Genomic DNA, 19,242 nt, shown 5'->3' with positions numbered 1-19,242 from the left:
GTGTCGTGTCGACGACAGTGAAACCACACGGCCACATTCAGGCTCCCGTACGGAAATGTCATTCAGGGACACATATTCGCCAGTGACTCAGCACACATGGATGTATTTGCTGTTACCACCGCTGGCCGGTCATCGTGTTCGATTTACCGAAGTCGATTCCCAATCTTTCGTGCTTGCCAAACGGAAATTCGGCGGGGCACTGTGGGCGTATCGCCACCACACCTTGTCCGACGAGCGGATGCGCCGGTGTGGGAGCGTTTCCACGGAAGGGGCGAAAATCGGCTCTACCAGCACAGTGCCCGTAATGTCACGGTGCCCGCCGACGGTGGGCGAACCGGCGATGAATCCTGCGCCAATGTCGAAAGAGGGGGCCGTCCGTTGAGCTCGCATCTCGCCGAGTACACGGGTGAAGGAATCTATCTGACCGCACACGACGAGCAGTACATCGACTGCGCGTCCGGCACGTTCAACGTTTCGCTCGGCTATTCCGCCAAAGAGGTCGTCGATGCCCTGCACCGGCAATTGGACCGCCTCGCCCACCTGACGTCGGACCACACCCGGGAGGCTGCGGCACGCATATTTGAATCGATGCGTGAATATCTCCCGCCGCACATCGGCGCGTTCTGGTTCCGGGACATAACCGGCTCCACCGCGAACGAGGCCGCGATCCGGATCGCCCAGAAGGCCACCGGGAACACCGACGTCTTCTCGCTCTTCCTGTCCCACCACGGCCAGTCCGTGGCCACGACCGGGGTCTCCGGCAACGCGTTCCGGCAACGGTCGTTCACGCTGCCGTTCCCCGGCTCGGTGAAGATCCCGGCGCCGGACTGCGCCAACTGCTTCTTCGGCCAGACGCCGGACCGGTGCGGGCTGCTCTGCGCCACCCGGGTCGCGGACTTCGCCGAGTTCGCGTCCAGTGGCCGGATCGCCGCGCTGATCATCGAGCCGGTGCTCGGCAACGGCGGCAACCTGGTGCCGCCGGACGGCTACTTCCGCGAGCTGCGTCGGGTCTGCGACGACCTCGGCATCCTGATCATCGCGGACGAGGTGCAGACCGGCTTCGGGCGCACCGGCGCGATGTTCGCCTCCAGCGGCTTCGCGCGCGAGCTGCGGCCGGACATCATCACGTTCGGCAAGGGCGCGGGCGGCGTCGGCATCCCGGTCGCGGGCGTGCTGATGCGCCCGGAGCTGGACGTGCTGGAGCCGTGGGAGCACTCCAGCACGGCCGGCGCGAACCCGCTGTCGCTGACCGCGCTGGAGGAGACGATCCGCTACATCCGTGAGCACCACGTGCTGGACAACGTGGCCGCCGTCGGGCAGCCGCTGCTGGACGGACTCCGCGCTCTCGAGCGCGACCATGTAACCGTTTCCAACCCGCGCGGCGTCGGCCTGATGCTGGCGTTCGACCTGCCGGACGCCGAGGCGGTCGCGCGGTTCCTGCCGATCGCCAAGCGGCACGGCTTGATCATGCGCGGCAGCCGCTACGGCTTCGGCCGCGCGGTCAAGGTCCGCCCACCCCTGATCATCACGCCGGCCCAGGTGGACGACCTGCTGGAGCGGCTCCGCGCGGCGCTGCGCACGTTCGAGGAAGAAGGATCATGAAGGCCTTGACGTTCAGCGCGGCTTGGGGCGTGGACCTGGCCGACCTGCCGGATCTCCACGCTGTCGGTGACGACGACGTCGTGATTGACGTCGCCTACTGCGGGATCTGCGGCACCGACCTGGGCATCGTCTCCGGCGCCTACCCGGTCGCGGTCCCCGGCGTCACGCTCGGTCACGAGGCCTCCGGGATCGTGGCCGAGGTCGGCGCGAAGGTCACCACGATCACGCCCGGCGACCGTGTGGTGATCAACCCGACGCCGTACTGCGGGCGCTGCCGGATGTGCCGCACCGGCCGGATCAACCACTGCGAGGGCAAGCACGGCACGGAGAGCGGCGTCAGCTACGACGGCGCGTTCGCCGGCCGCTACCGGACCACGTCCGCGTTCGTGCACCGCGTCCCGGATCGCGTGCCGCTGCGCGCGGCCGCGCTGACCGAGCCGCTGAGCTGCGTCGTCACCGGCGTGCGCCGGATCCAGCCGGCGTCCCTGGCGATGACCACCTACGTGATCGGCGCCGGGCCCCTCGGCCTGCTCTACGCGTGGATGCTGTCGCTGAAGGGCCTGACCCCGACCGTGGTCGAGCGCTCCCCGGCCCGGCGCGACTTCGCCTCCACCCGGCTGCCGGCCGGCAGCCGGATCGTGGCGGACCTGGATGGCGAGAAGGACCTCGACATCGTCGTCGACACCACGTCGCACTTCCTGGAGGAGCTGCTGCCGCGGATGGCGCCGGGCGGCACGTTCATGTCGATCGGGCTCAAGGAGCGCATCGCCGCGATCGACACCATGCTCATCGGCGACCGCAGCCTCACCGTGGCCGGCTCGATCGACTCGCTGCACGGCTCGTTCGAGGAGGCGTTCCATCTGATCGTCTCCGGCCGGATCCCGGCCGAGCGGCTGATCAGCCACACGGTGCCGCTGGCCGACTACCGCAAGGGGTTCGCGGCGCTCGGCTGCGACATCGACGCCCGGACCGTGGGCGCGGCACCGGAGGCGAGCTGCAAGGTGCTGCTGATGCCGGGTGAGCACGTTGCCTGAGATCAGCGTGGTCATCCCCTATCGCAACCGGCCGGACAATCTGCGGCTGGCACTGGCCTCGCTGGCCGAGCAGACGCTCACGCCGCAGGTGGTCATCGGCGCGATGGAGTACAGCGAGGACTACGTGGCGATCTGCCGCGAGTTCACCGCACGGCTGCCGATCGTGTCCGTGCTCTCCGCCGCGCCGTGGCGGGTCGCCGAGGCCCGCAACCTGGCACTGCGGCAGGCCACCGGCGAGTTCGTGGTGCTGATGGACGTGGACATGGCGCTCCCGTCCCGGTCACTGGAAACCCTCTACCAGCACCATTTCGGGTACGGGCAGCGCGTCTGCGTGGCCGGGCAGATGCTCGGCTACGACAACAACACCGGCGACGTGACCTCGGTGACCGCGCAGCCGTGGGAGCACCACCGCAAGGTCCTCGACGACCTCCAGGCGCAGACCGTGGTGGACGCGGACCCGCGCCTGCACACGCCGCATGTGATCCCGTGGGCGTTCGCCTGGACCGCGCTGATCGCGCTGCGCCGGGACGCCACGCCGTTCTTCGACGAGACCTTCACCGGGTACGGCGTGGAGGACCTGGAATGGGCCTACCGGATCAGCCGGGCCGGCACCCCGATCGTGATGGCCCGCGACTTCTACGGCACGCACCTGCCGCACGTGCGTGACGTGGCCGCGAACCGGCGCACCGAGGCCGCGAACTACCGCTACTTCCTGCGCCGCTGGCCCGGCCACGACGTCGAGCTCGCGGTAGCGCTCGGCGACTTCGAGGCGAACGCGGCCTACCCTTCGCTGCTCCGCGAACTCGACGGACAGCGTCTGTCCGTGGTGCCCGGCGACGACGGCGTGCTGTCCATCGGCGTCCGGGACGCGGCCGAGGGCCTGCCGATCGCCGGACTGGCGCTGCCCTACGAGGACGGCAGCGTCGCGGAGGCCCGGCTGCTGCCGCCGGTGCTGGCGCTGAGCCCGCGCTTCTGCGATCTGGTGCGCGCCGAGGCGCACCGGGTCGCCCGCATCGTGACCGAGGAGGTCCCGTCGTGATCGTGCACCGTGACCCGCGCTGGTTCCCCGCGCTGTTCTGGACGTTCCTCGTGCTCGCCACCGCGTTCGTGGTGTGGCGGACCGCGGTCGTCGACTGGACCGTCTGGTACGGCCCGGTCGCCTGGAGCATCGAGCTGTTCGGCGTGCTCACCTCGATCTGCTTCATGCTCACGCTCCGCAGGGCGGCGAGCGCGGCACCCCGTACCGTCGATGAGATCGTGGCGACGGTCGACATCCTGATCCCCACGGCGAACGAGCCGCCGCTCGTGCTGGAACCGACCGTGATCGGCGCGATGCGGGTACGCGGCGTGCGAGACGTGCTGGTGCTCGACGACGGCGACCGGGCCGAGGTGCGCGAGATGGCGGCCCGGCACGGCGCCCGCTACGTCGCGCGGACCACGAACGAGGGCGCGAAGGCCGGCAACCTCAACAACGGGCTGCGGTTCACGGACGCGGAGTTCGTGATCACGCTGGACGCCGACCACATCCCGCTGCCGGAGTTCGCGGAGCGGACCATCGGCTACTTCGACGACCCGCGCGTCGGGTTCGTGCAGTCGCCGCAGAGCTTCTACAACCAGGAGTCGTTCACGTTCCGCGGCGATCGTGGCTGGCACGAGCAGGGCATGTTCTACGGTGGCATCCAGCCGACGAAGAACTACACCAACAGCGCGATCTACACCGGCACGTCCGCGATGCTGCGCCGGGCCGCGATCGACTCGGCCGGCGGGTTCGCGCCGGACACGCCGACCGAGGACATCCACACGTCGCTGCGCATCCACGCGCGCGGCTGGAAGTCGATCTACCTGGGTGAGCCGCTCGCCTACGGCCTCGAGGTGGAGAACCTGCGCGAGTACTACCGGACCCGGCGGCGCTGGGCGGCCGGCAGCCTGCGCCTGCTGTTCCGGCACCCGGACTCGCCGCTGCGGGTGCGCGGGCTGACCGGCTGGCAGCGGCTCAACTACTTCAGCGCCATGGTCACGCACCTGCAGGGGCCGATCCGCGTGCTCTACCTGCTGGCGCCGCTGGCCGCGCTGATCACCGGCGTCGCACCGGTCACCGGTCCGTACAGCCGATACGGTTTCGCGTTCCTGGCCTTCACGGTCGTGTCGGTGTGGATCGTGGTGATCTTCGGACGCGGCCACTACCACCTTCTGCACAGCGAGGCGTTCGGCGTGGCGGACACCGTACCGATGATCTCGGCTCTTCGTGCTCTGGCCGGCAACGACCGGACGTTCGGCGTCACGGTCAAGCGCACCGACCGCACCTCCAGCAATTCCCTGAAGAACACCTATCGCCTGTACGCGCTGGCGAGCCTGGCCGTGCTCACGCTCGCCGCGGCGCGGCTGATCCAGGGTGAACACGTCGCGATCGCGGCCTGGGCCGGCGCGTTCCTCGCACTGAGCACCGGGTACGCCCTCACGTTCCTGATCTCGATGGAACGGTACGAGCGCGCGCCCGGCGCACCCTGGTACGCCACGCTCACCCCGGCCGAGCTCTACGACGCGGTCGTGGCTCGCGGCGCGTCGGCCCGGCTGGTCACGGCCTGACCGTTCGGTGGGTCCGGGGTCCACTTTCGGGGATTCCGGACCCGCGCCGAGACCGTCCACGGTGATCTTCGTTAACATGACTCCCGTTTACCGGCGCGGTCGAAACGAGGGCACATGCGACTTTTCGGTCTTGGTAAGCGGAAGGTCCAGCACGACCTCGGCCAGCAGGCCCAGATCCTCGCCCAGGTCCGGCAGGGCTTCGGCGCGCACGTGCAGGGCCGTTTCCCGGACCAGGCCGCCGCGGTCGGCCCGTATCTTCAGGGCGACGACGGCCTGGTGGTCGCCGCCACGATCCTGCGCGAGTTCGCCGACACGGCCAACGACGCGCTCGCCGCCCAGTGCGCCGACATCTACCGGCGCAGCGGCCACCGCCTGATCGTCGACCGCCGCAACTACCGCACGCTGTGGAAGGAGGCCGGGCACGCGCTGCAGTGGCCGCTCTTCGCGCTCCCCGGCGGCCTGCACCCCTACATCCACGTGCAGGCCGCCACCACCGTCATCGGCCGCAACGCGCACCGCTTCGTCGACGTGACCGACTCGTACGCCGCGCTCACCCACGTCTTCGAGACGCTCGACCTGCTCGTCTGCGGCTGGGAGTTCGGCCGGGTCCGGGTCGACGCGGACTCCGCGATGCTCGCCGAGCGGCTCGTCCAGACCGCCACGGACATCCGCAACGCGATGCCGCAGGAGCCGCCGCTGCCGAAGCCGGTCCGCGAGCTGATGCGCCGCAACAACACCGTCGACGTCTACCTGCCGACCGGCCAGCGGATCGTCGGTCAGTTCAACCCGGGCAAGACCATGCGCGAGAAGCTCCTCGCCTGACCGGCTCCGCGAGTCACCGTTGCAGGAGCGGCATGCACAGAGCCGGGCCGCAACACAGCACCAGCAGGGCCACGACGATCAGAGCGACGATCGCCGGGGTGCCCGGCCCGGACGACGCTCCCGTCCGCGACGGAGTGTAGGCGGGCATCGCCATCGGGCCGGCCGGCACGGACGATCCCGGCATCTGGGGACCTGCCCAGGTCGGCGGCGCGGGTGCCGGTGGCGGGGGTGGGCCCGGCGGCCGGGCACCGGCCGGGTACCCGGGTGCCGGCGGGGGGAACGGCCCCGGCACACCGGCACCGGCGTGCGGGGGCGCCACGAAGCCGGGAGTGCCGGCGTCCCAGGCCGACGGTGCGGCAGGAGGATACGCCGGGGAGCCTCGGCCGCTCCATCGGTCATAGTCGGCACGGACACGATCGTCCGACAGGATGGCGGCCGCATTGTTGATCAGCTTGGAGTCGGCGTCGCCACCCGCCCCGCCGTGCAGATCGGGGTGCGCCTCGCGCTGGCGCTCCCGCTTCGCACGCAGGATCTCGTCACGGGTCGCCTCCCGCGGGACGCCGAGCACCTCGTAGGCGTCCCGGCCGCCGAGCGCCCGGAACAGTCCTTCATCCGTCACGCTGACCTCCCGGTGTCACCGCGCGCCGACAGCGATACGGCGGCACATGAGGTCCCAGCCCACGGGTGAGCCGGGTGTCGCGGACACGCCCGTCCCGCTCACCACCGTCAGCGTCCGGTAATCCGTCAGATAACACCACAGCTTCATCGTCACGCTTCCCATTCCACGCCGATTCACCGTCTGATAGACACACGAATCGGCGAGCAGCGGCCCGGAGTGGGTCACGAAAGGTTCCTGCAGCAGAATCTGTGCACGCGCCGGAATATGGCCTATGACCGCCCGGAAATCAGCCGGCAGATCGATTCTGCCGGCGCCCGCACTCTCCTCTGCGGACCGATTACCGACGCGTGGGCCATTCCGTGGAGCATTGTCCCTGATGGGCACCGTACGAACGGTTTCCGGCATCAGCCGCATCGTCTCCACACGATGGGCCGATCCGCGGGCGGTGGTCGTCGGAATGCATCGCACGAACGCGATCCGGCCGAGCACCACGACATGGACGCGTCCGTCCTGCTCCCAGGCCCACCACTCGACCACCGGCCCCGCACGCTGCTCGATCCGCGCGCGCAGCGCCGCACCGAGCGAGGCCCAGCACTCGTCCGCGTCCAGCGCAACCGCGCTCATCTCCAGTTCACGAGCCTGATGCACCGGTACGGACGGCAGCCGGCCGAGGTCCCCGGACCGTCGTACAGCGATCTCCTCCGACACCACTCCCCCTCGCTGACAGGCGTCCGATCCAGACGGTAGCGGGCCCGGAGAGGGAATGGAGTCACCGGAATCGCGGGGTCACGCAGAACGATCAGTGCGCGACCATGACCGATCGGGCAGTCGTTACCGCGAAGGTCCGACCGCCGTGGATTGATCATGTATCTCAATGCGACGATGCACCGAGCACGACTATTCCGGAGGTGCTGGTGTCGGCTCAAGAACGAGCTCAGGCCGAGGCGGTCGAAGCACAACGCGGCTGGGTGGCAATGAACGCCCTGATTGACGTGGTGAACCGGGGTGGCCGCCCACACCCGATCAATCCGAGCATCATGACCAGACCGGGGGAATCGCAGTTCGGCGCACTCGTGGCCGACCTGAGCGTCTTTCATGGAATCGACGTCGAATACTCGACAGGTGGCTACGCGTTCGGTGGCGGGTTGATGTTCGTCGCCGCGGGCATGCTGGCCGGCGCCGCCAACGACGCACGGAAGCGACGGCGCGCGGAGAACCAGGCCCGGCCGCAATGGCGTCCGCTCGGCACCGCGCCCGTGGTGATCACCGACCAGCGACTCCTGGTTATGATCGACAATCAGTGGCAGTCCAGCGAACTCCGCGCGCTCGTCTCCATGCAGCCCGAGCCGGGTGACTGGGCGGTCACGATGCACTTCGAGGGCGCACCGCCCCTGCGGCTTCGCGGCCCATGGGTGCCATGGATGACCGTCGCCATCTCGGCGTCGATGTTCGGCCGGCCGTTCCCGCCGGGGTTCGCGCCACCCGTCCCGCACCACCAGATCCAGGGGGCTCAGCCCGCGCAGGCACGCCCTGCGCTGCCGCCCGGGCACCAGGGCCGGTCGTGATCGAAGCACGATCGCGGCACCTCGGCCGAGTGGCCCCGCTGGCCGGCCGTGCGGCCGCACTCCTCGATCGGCACGAGATCCACCGGGCGCGGTCGGCCCATCGGGACGCGACGCGCATTTTCGAAGGCGGACCACCTCTCTCGCGAACGAGGCCGTGCGACTCACGCGCACGACAGCGGCCGGGTCGCCGACGCCGGGATCGGGATCGCCGCTGGGGGTCGTCGATCGGCCGCGTCAGCGCCGGACCGAGGCCCTGCTCAGCAGCGCGTCGAGTTGCCGCTGCTCCTCGGCGTTCAGCCCGGCCAGCGGTGACCGCTCGGCGACCGCCTCCAGCAGGAGCCGTCGCATGCGCACCCCGGCCTCGGTCAGGACCAGCGTGCGGATCCGGCCGTCGGCCGGGTGCGGGCGCCGGACGGCCAGGCCCTGGGCCTCCAGCTTGGCGCTGCGAAGCGTGATGTTGGAGGGGTCGCAGTGCAGCCGGCTCGCCAGCGTGCGCAGCGAGGCGGGCTCGGCGTCGGGGCGCAGGTGCCACAGCAGCTCCGCCGTCGGCTCGGTGAGGTCGAGGCGGTCGAGGGCCTCCCGCATCCGGCCGCTCACCTCCTCGGCGATCAGCATGACGTGATCGAGCAGCCGTGCGGCCAGGTCCTCCGCTGCCATGGGCGTGTTCTCCTGTCAGGTGGCCGGTCGACGGTCCGGCGCGTGCGGTGACGCCTCCGTGTATCGGCGGAATCCCGGGTCGCGGCCGAGGGCCACGGCCACGCGTACCCCGGCACGGGTCAAGATCTTCTGCAACCATAGGGGAGGTCCCTCGGCGAAGCTCCCGGCGAGGTCGAACATCAACGCCTTGTCCAGCAGTTCACGCGGGACGCCGCGGTGGTCGGTGCGCCCGTCCCGGGCCAGGCCGAAGGCGGCGCGGGTGGCCCGCTCGTACGCCGCACCCGGCGTGGCCTCGAACCGGAAGACCGCGTCGCGATCGCCCGCGTTGTAGTAGCGGTGCCGCACGGTGCGCGGCACCAGCACGGACTCGCCGGGCTCGAGCCGGAGGCCGCGCTGATCGCCGAGGTCCATGTGGAGCGTCCCTTCGACGGCGGTGAACCGCTCCTCGAAGTCGAGGTGATAGTGCGGCGGCGGCCCGATCTCGCCGGCGGGGATCCGCACCAGGCTCTCCACCTGGTCGCCGCCGGGGTCGTCGACGGCCTTCAGGAAGGTGACCTCCACGCCCATCACCGGGTTGGCGATGACACGTTCCAGACCGGTCGGAGTGCGATCGTGCACGGGTCCCTCCAAATCTGTCGCGCCGAGATTTCTGTCGTGCCGAAATTTCTGTCGCGCCGAGATGCCGGTCGCGCCGAGCGTTTTCGCGGCGGGCCACTCCCGGGCCGGGCCACCTTCCGGACCGGGCCACCTTCCGGACCGGGCCGATTTCGCACCAGCCGCATTCGGCGCCGAACCGCTTGCGGACCGGGCCGCAGCGACGCTCCGGACCCGGCCGCAGCGACGCTCTCGGGTCAGACTGCGGCGACGCGCTCAGGTCAGGCCGCGGCGACGCTCCCGGGTCAGGTCGTGGTGATGCGCAGGCCGAGCGTCAGCGCGGTGAGGAGCAGCAGGGCCGCGGCAGGCGCCCAGGTCCCAGGGCCGTCGTGCACGCGAATATGCGCGGCGAAGGCACCGATCATGAGCAGGACCAGCAGCCCGGCCGTGACGACACCCAGCAGCGCCCAGGCCAGGCCGGTCAGCAGGGCCAGCGACCCGGCGATCTCGGCCACACCGATGACCCGATAGCCACCGAACGGCACCCGCAGGTGCGCCGCCTCCTGCCGTACCCCGGCTCCGCCGGCCAGCTTCCGGACTCCACTGACGGCGAACGCCGCGGCCAGCAGGCCGGTGATCACCACGGTTGCAACGAACATCTGTCACCTCAGGGGGGACGACTCCTACGGACTTGCTTGAAATTATCATTGAGTTTCTCAAGCATCTAGCGACTATGCGGCCCGTCACACCGCCTGGCCCTCTGCCGCGCCCGCACCGCACGGACACAGCGATCCCCTCCGGCGACGACCACGGCGGCGCGCGCGCCGGACGGCTTCACCACCACGACCGTCACCGCCACCGCCACCGGCGTCAGCGGGACGTTCCGGTGAACGGCCCTTCCGGAATCGGTTGCCGCCTGTCCGGAATCTCACGAGCGATAGACCGGCGTCACGATCAAACCTAGTGTCCGGCGTGGACACCCAGATCTAGGAGGAGCCGTGGATAAGTCCTCGTTCAGCCGGCGGGCACTGCTCGGGATCGCGGCCGGAGGGGCGGCCGGCGCCGCGCTGCCGGCGCCGGCCTGGGCGATCGGTGACCACCGTCCGGGAGCCGTGCGCCCGCCGGTGCTGACCGCCGACGACCAGCGGGTCGCCGGCCAGGTGTCGGCGCGGCGCGCGCTGGAACACCTGCGCGTGCTGTCCGAGCGGATCGGCCCGCGGGTCGCCGGGACGCCGTCGGAGACCCGGGCCGCCGGCTACGTCGCCGGGGTTCTCGACTCGCTCGGCTACGACACCACACTGCAACCGTTCCCGGCGGAGGACACCGCGCTGGGCACGCTGGACGCGCCCGGCGGGCTGCCGCGGGACCTCGGCTGGCAGGTGGGCGCGTCGCTGTCCGGCGTGCTGGGCACCACGGTCCGCGGCGCCGTGGTCGACGCGGGCGCGGGCGGCACCGCCGACTACCCGGACGACGTCACCGGCGCGATCGTGATGATCGACTACCCGTGGCTCGACGACCCGGACGTGCTGGCCGGGACCGCCGTGGCCCGCGGCGCGGCCGCGATCCTGTTCGTGGCGCACGATCACCTCGACCACTCGCAGGCTCCGGCGTTCCCGCCGTGGCTGGCCAACCCGGTGCCGATCCCGATCGTCGGCGCGGGCCAGCCGCAGAAGGACCGGCTACGCGCGCTGCTGGCCGCGGGCACGCTGCCGGAGCTGACCGTCAGCGCCCGGATGTACCGCGACCTGACCTCGCACAACGTCCTCGCGGAACGGCGGCACGGGGACGGCACCGGCCCGGTCGTCATGGTCGGCGCGCACTACGACAGCGTGATCGGCTCGCCGGGCGCGAACGACGACGCCTCCGGGACCGCGCTCACGCTGGAGGTCGCCCGGGTCCTGCGGCACCTGCCGGTGAACGCGACGCTGCGGTTCGCGCTGTGGGGCTCCGAGGAGCAGGGCCTGGTCGGCTCGCGGCACTACGTGGCGGGTCTGCCGCGGCCGGAACGGGACAGGATCACCGCGGTCTTCCAGAACGACATGGTCGCGACCAGCTGGGACCCGGCGATCCGCTACTGGCTGCTGTCGCTCACCGGCGAGCCGAACCGCTCCACCGACGAGGTGATCGCGGCCGCCGGACGCCTCGGCTACACCCCGCACCTGACGCCGGTGACCGAGCGCGGCGCAAGCGATCACGCGTCGTTCCAGGAGGTCGGCATCGCGGCCGCGAACTTCTCCTGGCGCGGCGAGGAGGACGGCTGGATCCTGCTCGAACCGCCCTACCACAGCCCGTCGGACACGATCACCCACAACATCAGCCTGGAACGCCTCCAGGTCTCGCTGGAGTTGATCGCCTCCGCCGCCTACGCCACCGCCCGAAACCCCTGACCACACCATCGCAGGGGTACGCCATGAGCGGCACCCCGCCGCACCCGTGGCGACCGTCCGTCCGCACCTCCGCCGCCGTGACCGGCGCGTCCGGGCCTCGTCGCCACGACCGGCACGTCCCCGGAAGCAGCCGGCCGCGCGGCGCGCCGGTCGTCGGCGAGGGCAGGCGTCGTGACGGCCCGCCCGCGCCGCCGGGCCGCAGCGGCTCGCGCGTCTCAGCCGGCCGGGACAGCCCCGGAACGGGCGGGCCGTTCGGCCGGGAACGGCTCGGCGAACTGCGCGGCCAGTTCCGGAGTGGCGGCGCGAATGAGTGCGATCGCCTGCTCCGTACCCGCGTCCTCGGTGTGGTAGAACCGGTCTCCGGCCGCGGTCGAGACGCCGATCGTGATCCGGCCGCCCCAGCGCTGGAACAGCGATTGGCGCAGCGTCCAGCCGATCACCGCGTCCCGGCGCAGCGCGACCGTGAGCCGGGTGAGAGCGCCGCGCCGCAGCACCAGGTAGGGCCCGGCCATGGCGTGTCCGAGCGCGCGGTAACCGGCGACCGCGAGCACCAGCGTGAGCGGCAGGAACGTGAGCGGCAGCAGCCACCAGCGGCCGGGGATCGCGCCGCTGAGCGTGAAGCCGCCGAGCACGGCCGTCAGCAGCACCGGGCCGGTGACCGCGCGGATCAGGCGGCGGGTGAGCGCGCCGCGCGGGTGCCGGTGCAGGCGCGCTTCCAGCGGCCGGTGACCGTCGGTGAGTACCCGGGCCGCGACCGCGCGCGCCTCCGGTTGCCGGACGCGGGGCAGCAGCGTGGCGGATCCGGCCTCGCCAGCGCTGCGCAGTCCCGTGGTGATCAGCAGCGTCTCGGTGATCCGCAGCCAGCGCCAGACCAGCGGCTCCTTGAAGGCGAGGCCGCGTACCCGCTGCTCGTCTCTCTGTGCCGTGTGCGTGTCGAGCAGGCCGCGGCGCGTGATCAGGGTGCCGCCGTCGCGGGTGAGCGTGAACCGCCAGTTCTCGGTGAGGAACGCGCCGGCCTGCATCACCACGCCGATCGGGTACGCGACGGCGACGCCGAGCACGATCGTCCACACCGGACCGAGCCCGAGCGCGGTGTAGAGCCGGAGGCCGGTGTCGAGCAGGTCGACGCCGAACGCGCGCAGGAACCAGTAGACCGCGAAGACCGGGCCGATCACCGCGAGCACGGCCCAGACCCGGACCGCGTTGATCAGCACCCAGGCGGGTCGCAGCCGCGCGATCACGTCGCCGGGCGCGACGGCCGTGGATTCGTTGCCCGTGGTCTCGTCGCCCGTGGGTTCGCCGGCCGTGGCCGGCTTCTGGGCGAGCAGTTCCCGCTGGAGGCGGGTCGCGGAGCGGGCGTCGAGCGCGTCCAGCGTGAACGACGACGCCTGCTCGCCGGTGCCGATCCGCACCACGCGCAGCCCGAACGGCCGGTGCAGCAGCTTCGCGGTGGTGTCGGCGCTGCGGATCCGGTCCCGGGCGACGGTGCGCCGGCGGCGCGCGACCCAGCCGCTGTGCAGCTCGACGCGGTCGTCCAGCACCCGGTAGCGCGTGGTCAGCAGCCGGACCAGGTCGGACACCGCCTGCAGCACACCGAACGCGGACGCGGCCACCAGCGGCCAGACCGGCCCGTCGTCGCCGAGCACCACAAGACCGAGATATCCCGGTACGGAGGCGAGCGCGGCCCGGATCAGGTCCACCCAGAACAGCCGCGGGCTGAGTCGCCGCCATGGTGCGTCGCCGGTTGCCGGCGCACCGGTCGTGGGCGCATCGGCCGTCGTCACGTGGCATCGCCCGGCGTCGCGGCGGTCACCGCGCGCAACCGGTCCACCGTGGTCTCCGCGGCCGTCCGCTCCAGGCCCTCGATCGAGATGCCGCCCTCGGACGACGCGGTGGTCACCTTGATCGTGGCGATGCCGAGCAGGTTCTGGATCGGCCCGATCTCCGTGTCGATGCTCTGGATCCGCGAGATCGGCACGATCTGCCACTTGCGGGTCAGCCAGCCCTCCAGCGCGTAGACCGCGTCGTCCGTCGCCTCCCACCGGTGCACCCGGTAGCGCCACGTCGGCGTGATCGCGATGCCGATGAGGTAGCAGACCGCGAGCACCAGCCACACCGGCCCGATCCACGGCCGTGCCACCTCGAAGATCAGATACAGCACCCCCAGCGGTACGAGCACGACCACCGCCCCGATCACCGCGCGCACGGTCCGCCACAGCACGAACCGCCGATCCACTCGATGCCGTGGCGGCCGCAGCACGTCAGCGTCGATCATTCATCCATGATGCCCGCTACGGTCAAGGTCGCCGAGGAGGCTCAGCGCGCGGGACTGCTCGCCGGAGTCGCCGAACGGCGAGCCGACGAACTCGGTCACGCCGGCCGCGGCGATCCGCGCGACGCCCCGGGCCACGGTCTCCTCGTCACCGATCAGCGCCACGTCCCGCGGTCCGGCGACACCCTCGCGATCGAACACGGACCGGTACTCCGGCACGCCGGCGGCCATGCCGAACCGGGCCGCGACCCGCTCACGGGCGCCGTCCGGATCGGAGGTGACGCAGACCGGCAGCCCGGCCACGATCTCCACGGCCCGGCCGGCGGCCGTCACCCGCGGCACCACGTGCGTGTCCAGCGTGCGCGGGCCGGCCATCCAGGTGACGGTGCCGTCCGCCCGCTCGCCGGCGAGCCGCAGCATCGCGGGGCCGAGCGCGGCGAGCAGCACCGGTGGCGGCAGCGCACCGGGCACGGCGACCCCGCCGTTGACGGTCAGCGTGTCGCCGGCGTGGCTGACCGGCTCGCCGCGCAGCAGCGGGCGCAGCACGGACAGGTACTCGCGCATGCGGTGCACCGGCCGGTCCGCGGGCAGCCCGAACAGGCCGGTGGTCAGGGCGCCGATGCCGGCGCCGATGCCGAGCGTGAGCCGGTTGCCGGTGGCCGCCTGCACGGTGAGCGCCTGGCTCGCGAGCAGCAGCGGGTGCCGGGGCGGGACCGGCACGACCGCGGTGCCGAGCCGGACGTCCGGCACCCGCGCGCCGACCAGCGCGAGCGAGGTGAGCGCGTCCCAGCCGAGCGCCTGCGCGGTCCACACCCTGCCGATGCGCCGCGCCGCCGCATCCGTGGCCTGGGCGGTCAGCTCGTCCGCGGTCACCGGGCCGCGTACCTCACCGATCATCGCACCGATCCGCATACCGACCCTCTCCAGTCAGCCGGAGAACCTCTCCGGTTGTCGGGGGCTACGCTACGGAGAACCTCTCCACATAGCAACCCTGGAGTCCGATGAGGAGCGACGCCCGCCAGAACCGGGAGCGCGTGCTCGCCGCCGCGCGCGCGGAGTTCGCCGCACACGGCGGTCAGGTGTCGCTCAACGCGGTCGCGCGGCGGGCCGGCGTCGGGCCCGGCACGCTCTACCGGCACTTCCCGACGCTGCCCGACCTGCTGGTCGCGATCGTCCGGGACGACGTGGACGCGCTCTGCGCGCACGGCCGCGAGCTGCTCGGCGATCCATCGCCGGGCGCGGCGCTGCGGTCCTGGCTGCGCGAGCTGGCCGCGCACGCCACCGCGATGCGCGGCCTGGTCGCCACGGAGCTGCTGGCGGCGGAACACGGCACCGCGCTCACGGACTGCCACACCGCCATCGAGGAAACCGGCGGCGCGCTGCTGGCCCGCGCCGAGCGGGCCGCGGGCCGGACCGAGCCGATTCCGATCACCGACGTGCTGATCGCGGTGAGCGCGATGGCGTGGGCCAGTGAGCACGGCCCGCCGGACGACGAGGGACGCCTGGACAGACTGCTGGCGCTGGTCACCGCGGGCCTGCCGTAGGCGGCACGACACGACACGACACGACGAGCCTGCCGTAGGCCGGGCGGCACGCCGGGCCTGCCACCTACCGGCGGTCCGGCGGACCTGCCACATACCGGCGGCACGGCGGGCCTGCCGCATGCGGGCGGCAACGGCCCGCCTGCCGTGGACGGCCGGCACCGCGGGCCGGTAGGTCGTCCCGGCCCGCGGGGCTGTCAGCTCGCGGTGCAGGCGACGGCCGGTGCGCCGTTCGTGCCGGTCCAGGAGCCGATGAAGCCGAAGTTGGTGCTGGCTCCCGCGCCGAGCGCGCCGTTCCAGGCCGCGTTGCGGGCGGTGACCGCGGAACCGGTGCCGGAAACCGTGGCGCCCCAGGCCTGCGTGACGGCCTGGCCGTTCGGGAACGTCAGCGCGACCGACCAGCCGCGGATCGCGGACGTGCCGGCGGTGACCTTCACGTCGCCCTGGAAGCCGCCGGGCCACTGACCGGCCGCCGTGTAGACCGCGGTGCAGCCCAGGTTGCCGCCGCCGGTGGGCGACGGCGTCGGCGACGCGGTGGTCGGCACCGGCGTGGTCGGCTGGACGCCGCCGAAGATCGACGCCTCGCGGGACGTGGCGCGGATCCCGTTCGTACCGTTGATGATCCGTTGTCCCCAGGTGGTGATCTGCGCCGGGTCGAAGTTGAGCACCATGTCCAGGACCGGGTCGGTGTTGCCGGACCAGGACCAGCCGATGTAGCCGAGCCCGCGCCGCTGCGCCTCGGCCAGGATCGTGGCGTCGTCGACCTCACCGGACGCGAACTGCCAGCCGAACTCGCCGATCACCAGCGGCCACCCCTTGGCCGCGATCGCGTCCAGGTAGTTGATGATCGATGCGGCCGTGTTGAAGACCGCGTACATGTGGATGGACAGCACGGTGTTGCCCTGCGGGTCCGCGTCCAGCACGGTCTGCGCGGTGTCCCGCATCGTGTACTGCCAGTCCTGGCCCCAGTTCGGCGCGTCCACCATGAGCAGGTGCTCGAATCCGTTCGCGCGCATCTTCGCCACCGCGGCCGCGCTCGCGGCGGTCCACTGCGGCGCGTCGACGTTGCCGATCGGCTCGTTGCCGATGTTGATCACGACGTAGCTCTCCTGGCCGGCCAGGTTCGCCTTCTGACTGATCCAGTAGTTCACGGCCTCGTCCAGCGACGCGGCCGCGGCCTCCTCGCCGTACCCCGTGGTGTCGTGCACCTCCAGCACGCAGATCAGCCTGTTCTGCCTACAGAGCTGGATCACCGCGGGTACGTCGTTCGACGGTCCCCAGCGCTTGCCGGTGCCGAGCACCACGCGGATCGTGTTCGCGCCGGTGGCCTTGATGTCGGCGAACGCGGCGGTGTTCCCCGTGTACCACACGTGCGGGTGGTTGATCCCCCGCATGATGAGCTTCTGGCCGTTGGCCTCGACGATGTCGGTGCCCTCGATGTGCAGTCCCACCGCGGCGGACGCGGACGGCACGCCGAACATGACGGAGGCGACGGCGGCGGCGAGGACCGCGCCGATCGCGAGCAGCTTTCTTCTCATGACCTTCCTCAGACAGGTGGTGATGCGCCTGCCCAAGCGCGTTGGTGGGGACGCGCGACGCATGATGAAGGTGCCCGGATCGTCCTCAACCTACCGCCGGGCCGAATCGATCGCAATCTTTCGATGCCGGTACGGTGGCCGCACCATGCCGCGCAGAGCCCGCCCCACGTTGAAGGATCTCGCCGCTCGCCTGGGCATCTCCGAGACCGCCGCCTCGTTCGCGCTGAACGGGCGGTCCGGCGTGTCCGCGCAGACCCGGCAGCGCGTGCTCGCGCTCGCGGCGGAGTTGCAGTGGTCGCCGCACCACGCCGCGCGCACGCTCTCCGGCAGCGCGTCGATGACGATCGGGTTCGCGCTCACCCGGGACGTGCGGGAGTTCGGCACCGAGAGCTTCTACCTGCGGCTGCTGGCCGGCACTCAGGCCGTGCTCAGCCGCTCCGGCTACGGACTGCTGTTCCACATGACCCGGTCGGTCGCGGAGGAGCTGACCGTGCTGCGCCGGTGGAGCGACGAACGCCGCGTCGACGGCGTGATCATCAGCGACCTGCGCCGGGGTGATCCGCGCCCGGCGCTGCTGCGCGAGCTCGGCGTCCCCGCCGTGCTGGCCGGCGGCCCCGACCCGAAACGCCTGATCCCGTGCGTGAGCGTGGACGACGGCGTCGCGATCGGCCTGCTGGTCACGCACCTGCTGGCAACCGGCCGCCGCCGCCTGGCCTACGTCAGCGGCCCCGGCGACCTGCTGCACGTGCACCGCCGGGTGGCCGCGTTCCGCCGCGCCGCCGGCCCCGCGCGCGCCCCGCGCGACGTGCTCGGCACGGACTACAGCGACGCACAGGGCCGCGCCGCCACCGAACGCCTGCTCGGCACCGGTCCCCCGCCGGACGCGCTCATCTTCGACAACGAGGTCCTCGCGGTCGCCGGCGTCCGCACACTGCGCACGCTCGGCCGGTCCATCCCGGACGACATCTCGGTCGCGAGCGTCGAGGACTCCCCGGTCTGCACCGCGCTCACCCCGTCACTGACGGCCGTCCACCGCGACCCGGTCGTCTTCGGCGAGTCCGTCGCCCGCCGCCTCCTCCACCTGGTCAACGGCACTCCCGACGAGCCTCCCGACCTCCAGCGACCCACCCTGACGGTACGCGAGAGCACCGCCCTCCCCTGACCACTCACCCGGCCCGTCCGGCGGTCCTCCGGTGATCCGGGCGTCACCGCAGTCGCCAGAACGACTGCGATGGCGATCGGCCGGCGGTTACAGCAGCGTCTTGTGGAGCGCGCCGAGCAGCCAGCGTTCCGCGTCGTCGAGGGTCCAGCCGTTGTCGCCGGTCAGCGTGAAGAACGAGGAGTTGCCGAGGTAGTAGTACAGCACGTCGGTGGCCTCGTCGACGCCGAGCCGCAGCGCGCCGAGCGACTCCAGGCGGCGGGCCGCGGTCGCGAGGCAGTCGCGCTGGACCTGCCGGGCGACGCGCAGGCTCTCGGCCGCGGCCGGCTCGTGCGGTGCGGTGTCGGTGACCACGCGCATCAGGTCGGCCCACGCGGCGAATGCGTCGCGGCTGGCGCGCACGACCAGCCGCAGCACCTCGCCGGGGTCGGTCGCGGCCACGATCCCGGTGCGCAGCGGCTCGAACGCCGGGCTCGCGGGCCCGTCCTGGATGACGGTGCGGAGCAGATCCTGTTTGCCGCCGCCGACCGCGTAGACCGTAGCGGGCGCGACGCGGGCGGTGCGGGCGATCTCGTTGACGGTGGTCTTCACGTACCCCTTGGTCACGAAGAGCTCCCGCGACGCCGCGATGATCGCCTGGCGTGTGGCCTCCGCATATTCCGCCCGCCGACTGGGTTGCACCCGCTCACGCTAACATCCCATGATCAGAGTGTCGCTCTGATCAACAGGCCACCCACAGGCCAAAACCCCTCCGCCGGTACGGGTCCCCGACCGCGGCGCGACCGGCGCCGGGTCAGAGCCAGGCGCCCATGACCCGTGCATCTCCGAGAGTTCGGGCACGGACGCGCACATCCGCCGGATTTGAC

General features: G+C 71.7%; 19 protein-coding genes. 9 read left to right on the top strand and 10 right to left on the bottom strand.

Annotated features, from left to right (window positions below; translation table 11 throughout):
• Positions 1–378 precede the first annotated feature (378 nt).
• The 5 genes from J2S43_RS12195 to J2S43_RS12175 all read left to right on the top strand — a co-directional run bounded on the left by J2S43_RS12195 (position 379) and on the right by J2S43_RS12175 (position 6,044).
• Entirely contained in the window at positions 379–1,602 is a 1,224-nt protein-coding gene (locus J2S43_RS12195; RefSeq protein ID WP_306829034.1) for an aspartate aminotransferase family protein, read from the top strand.
• Positions 1,599–2,636 (top strand): zinc-dependent alcohol dehydrogenase, encoded by a 1,038-nt coding sequence (locus J2S43_RS12190; RefSeq protein WP_306829033.1) that lies wholly within the window; start codon positions 1,599–1,601, stop codon positions 2,634–2,636. The genes J2S43_RS12195 and J2S43_RS12190 overlap by 4 nt, the downstream gene beginning before the upstream one ends.
• Entirely contained in the window at positions 2,620–3,675 is a 1,056-nt protein-coding gene (locus J2S43_RS12185) for a glycosyltransferase family 2 protein (protein WP_306829032.1), read from the top strand. Before J2S43_RS12190 ends, J2S43_RS12185 begins: the two co-directional genes overlap by 17 nt.
• A complete protein-coding gene (locus J2S43_RS12180) occupies positions 3,672–5,222 on the top strand; it encodes a glycosyltransferase (protein WP_306829031.1) in 1,551 nt (516 codons plus the stop codon). The genes J2S43_RS12185 and J2S43_RS12180 overlap by 4 nt, the downstream gene beginning before the upstream one ends.
• 114 nt (positions 5,223–5,336) lie before the next feature.
• Positions 5,337–6,044 carry a hypothetical protein gene (locus J2S43_RS12175; RefSeq protein WP_306829030.1) on the top strand — a complete coding sequence of 236 codons (708 nt, stop codon included), beginning with the start codon at positions 5,337–5,339 and terminating at the stop codon, positions 6,042–6,044.
• Between the two features lie 13 nt (positions 6,045–6,057).
• On the opposite strand, the gene J2S43_RS12170 is transcribed toward J2S43_RS12175, so the two are convergent.
• Together J2S43_RS12170 and J2S43_RS12165 are read right to left on the bottom strand one after the other, a co-directional pair.
• Positions 6,058–6,663, bottom strand: coding sequence for a J domain-containing protein (locus tag J2S43_RS12170; RefSeq protein WP_306829029.1), 606 nt, complete (start codon positions 6,661–6,663; stop codon positions 6,058–6,060).
• Positions 6,664–6,678: 15 nt separating this feature from the next.
• Complete coding sequence (locus J2S43_RS12165) at positions 6,679–7,371, bottom strand: hypothetical protein (protein WP_306829027.1); 693 nt, start codon at positions 7,369–7,371, stop codon at positions 6,679–6,681.
• A 200-nt stretch (positions 7,372–7,571) separates the two neighbouring features.
• Here J2S43_RS12165 and J2S43_RS12160 point away from each other — a divergent pair, with 200 nt between their 5' ends.
• Positions 7,572–8,228: a hypothetical protein gene (locus J2S43_RS12160; protein WP_306829026.1), complete on the top strand. Its 657-nt coding sequence runs from the start codon at positions 7,572–7,574 to the stop codon at positions 8,226–8,228.
• Positions 8,229–8,462: 234 nt separating this feature from the next.
• Here J2S43_RS12160 and J2S43_RS12155 read toward each other — a convergent pair whose 3' ends face one another.
• The 3 genes from J2S43_RS12155 to J2S43_RS12145 form a co-directional block, all read right to left on the bottom strand.
• On the bottom strand, positions 8,463–8,885 hold the full coding sequence (locus J2S43_RS12155) for a MarR family winged helix-turn-helix transcriptional regulator (RefSeq protein WP_306829025.1): 423 nt from the start codon (positions 8,883–8,885) through the stop codon (positions 8,463–8,465).
• 15 nt (positions 8,886–8,900) lie between these two features.
• Complete coding sequence (locus J2S43_RS12150; RefSeq protein ID WP_306829023.1) at positions 8,901–9,503, bottom strand: cupin domain-containing protein; 603 nt, start codon at positions 9,501–9,503, stop codon at positions 8,901–8,903.
• 281 nt (positions 9,504–9,784) lie between these two features.
• Positions 9,785–10,138 carry a DoxX family protein gene (locus J2S43_RS12145; RefSeq protein ID WP_306829022.1) on the bottom strand — a complete coding sequence of 118 codons (354 nt, stop codon included), beginning with the start codon at positions 10,136–10,138 and terminating at the stop codon, positions 9,785–9,787.
• A gap of 339 nt (positions 10,139–10,477) precedes the next feature.
• Here J2S43_RS12145 and J2S43_RS12140 point away from each other — a divergent pair, with 339 nt between their 5' ends.
• Positions 10,478–11,866 carry a M28 family peptidase gene (locus J2S43_RS12140; protein WP_306829021.1) on the top strand — a complete coding sequence of 463 codons (1,389 nt, stop codon included), beginning with the start codon at positions 10,478–10,480 and terminating at the stop codon, positions 11,864–11,866.
• Between the two features lie 215 nt (positions 11,867–12,081).
• Here the strand turns inward: J2S43_RS12140 and J2S43_RS12135 are convergent, their stop codons facing one another.
• The 3 genes from J2S43_RS12135 to J2S43_RS12125 are packed head-to-tail and all read right to left on the bottom strand — an operon-like array spanning position 12,082 to position 15,035.
• Positions 12,082–13,650, bottom strand: a complete 1,569-nt coding sequence (locus J2S43_RS12135) for a PH domain-containing protein (RefSeq protein ID WP_306829020.1) — start codon at positions 13,648–13,650, stop codon at positions 12,082–12,084.
• On the bottom strand, positions 13,647–14,141 hold the full coding sequence (locus J2S43_RS12130; protein ID WP_306829019.1) for a PH domain-containing protein: 495 nt from the start codon (positions 14,139–14,141) through the stop codon (positions 13,647–13,649). Before J2S43_RS12130 ends, J2S43_RS12135 begins: the two co-directional genes overlap by 4 nt.
• Complete coding sequence (locus tag J2S43_RS12125) at positions 14,142–15,035, bottom strand: TIGR03564 family F420-dependent LLM class oxidoreductase (protein ID WP_306829017.1); 894 nt, start codon at positions 15,033–15,035, stop codon at positions 14,142–14,144. It lies immediately after the preceding gene.
• A gap of 104 nt (positions 15,036–15,139) precedes the next feature.
• On the opposite strand from J2S43_RS12125, the gene J2S43_RS12120 reads away from it, so the two are divergent.
• On the top strand, positions 15,140–15,682 hold the full coding sequence (locus tag J2S43_RS12120; RefSeq protein WP_306829016.1) for a TetR/AcrR family transcriptional regulator: 543 nt from the start codon (positions 15,140–15,142) through the stop codon (positions 15,680–15,682).
• Positions 15,683–15,876: 194 nt separating this feature from the next.
• On the opposite strand, the gene J2S43_RS12115 is transcribed toward J2S43_RS12120, so the two are convergent.
• Positions 15,877–17,217 carry a cellulase family glycosylhydrolase gene (locus J2S43_RS12115; RefSeq protein WP_306829015.1) on the bottom strand — a complete coding sequence of 447 codons (1,341 nt, stop codon included), beginning with the start codon at positions 17,215–17,217 and terminating at the stop codon, positions 15,877–15,879.
• A gap of 145 nt (positions 17,218–17,362) precedes the next feature.
• Here J2S43_RS12115 and J2S43_RS12110 point away from each other — a divergent pair, with 145 nt between their 5' ends.
• Positions 17,363–18,379 (top strand): LacI family DNA-binding transcriptional regulator, encoded by a 1,017-nt coding sequence (locus tag J2S43_RS12110; RefSeq protein WP_306829014.1) that lies wholly within the window; start codon positions 17,363–17,365, stop codon positions 18,377–18,379.
• Between the two features lie 87 nt (positions 18,380–18,466).
• Here J2S43_RS12110 and J2S43_RS12105 read toward each other — a convergent pair whose 3' ends face one another.
• The gene (locus tag J2S43_RS12105) at positions 18,467–19,057 is read right to left on the bottom strand and encodes a TetR/AcrR family transcriptional regulator (protein WP_306829013.1); all 591 of its coding nucleotides are present in this window, start codon (positions 19,055–19,057) and stop codon (positions 18,467–18,469) included.
• Between the last annotated feature and the right edge of the window lie 185 nt (positions 19,058–19,242).

It is taken from the genome of Catenuloplanes nepalensis (assembly GCF_030811575.1).
In the GTDB taxonomy this organism is placed as follows: domain Bacteria; phylum Actinomycetota; class Actinomycetes; order Mycobacteriales; family Micromonosporaceae; genus Catenuloplanes; species Catenuloplanes nepalensis.
This window is presented reverse-complemented; position numbering and strand designations above follow the sequence as displayed.

Excerpts from the sequence above, each read along its gene's own strand:
- J2S43_RS12155 (WP_306829025.1), bottom strand. The coding sequence starts at position 8,885 with ATGGCAGCGGAGGACCTGGCCGCACGGCTGCTCGATCACGTCATGCTG.
- J2S43_RS12110 (WP_306829014.1), top strand. The coding sequence starts at position 17,363 with ATGCCGCGCAGAGCCCGCCCCACGTTGAAGGATCTCGCCGCTCGCCTG.
- J2S43_RS12190 (WP_306829033.1), top strand. The coding sequence starts at position 1,599 with ATGAAGGCCTTGACGTTCAGCGCGGCTTGGGGCGTGGACCTGGCCGAC.
- J2S43_RS12145 (WP_306829022.1), bottom strand. The coding sequence starts at position 10,138 with ATGTTCGTTGCAACCGTGGTGATCACCGGCCTGCTGGCCGCGGCGTTC.
- J2S43_RS12175 (WP_306829030.1), top strand. The coding sequence starts at position 5,337 with ATGCGACTTTTCGGTCTTGGTAAGCGGAAGGTCCAGCACGACCTCGGC.
- J2S43_RS12115 (WP_306829015.1), bottom strand. The coding sequence starts at position 17,217 with ATGAGAAGAAAGCTGCTCGCGATCGGCGCGGTCCTCGCCGCCGCCGTC.
- J2S43_RS12120 (WP_306829016.1), top strand. The coding sequence starts at position 15,140 with ATGAGGAGCGACGCCCGCCAGAACCGGGAGCGCGTGCTCGCCGCCGCG.
- J2S43_RS12125 (WP_306829017.1), bottom strand. The coding sequence starts at position 15,035 with ATGATCGGTGAGGTACGCGGCCCGGTGACCGCGGACGAGCTGACCGCC.
- J2S43_RS12130 (WP_306829019.1), bottom strand. The coding sequence starts at position 14,141 with ATGATCGACGCTGACGTGCTGCGGCCGCCACGGCATCGAGTGGATCGG.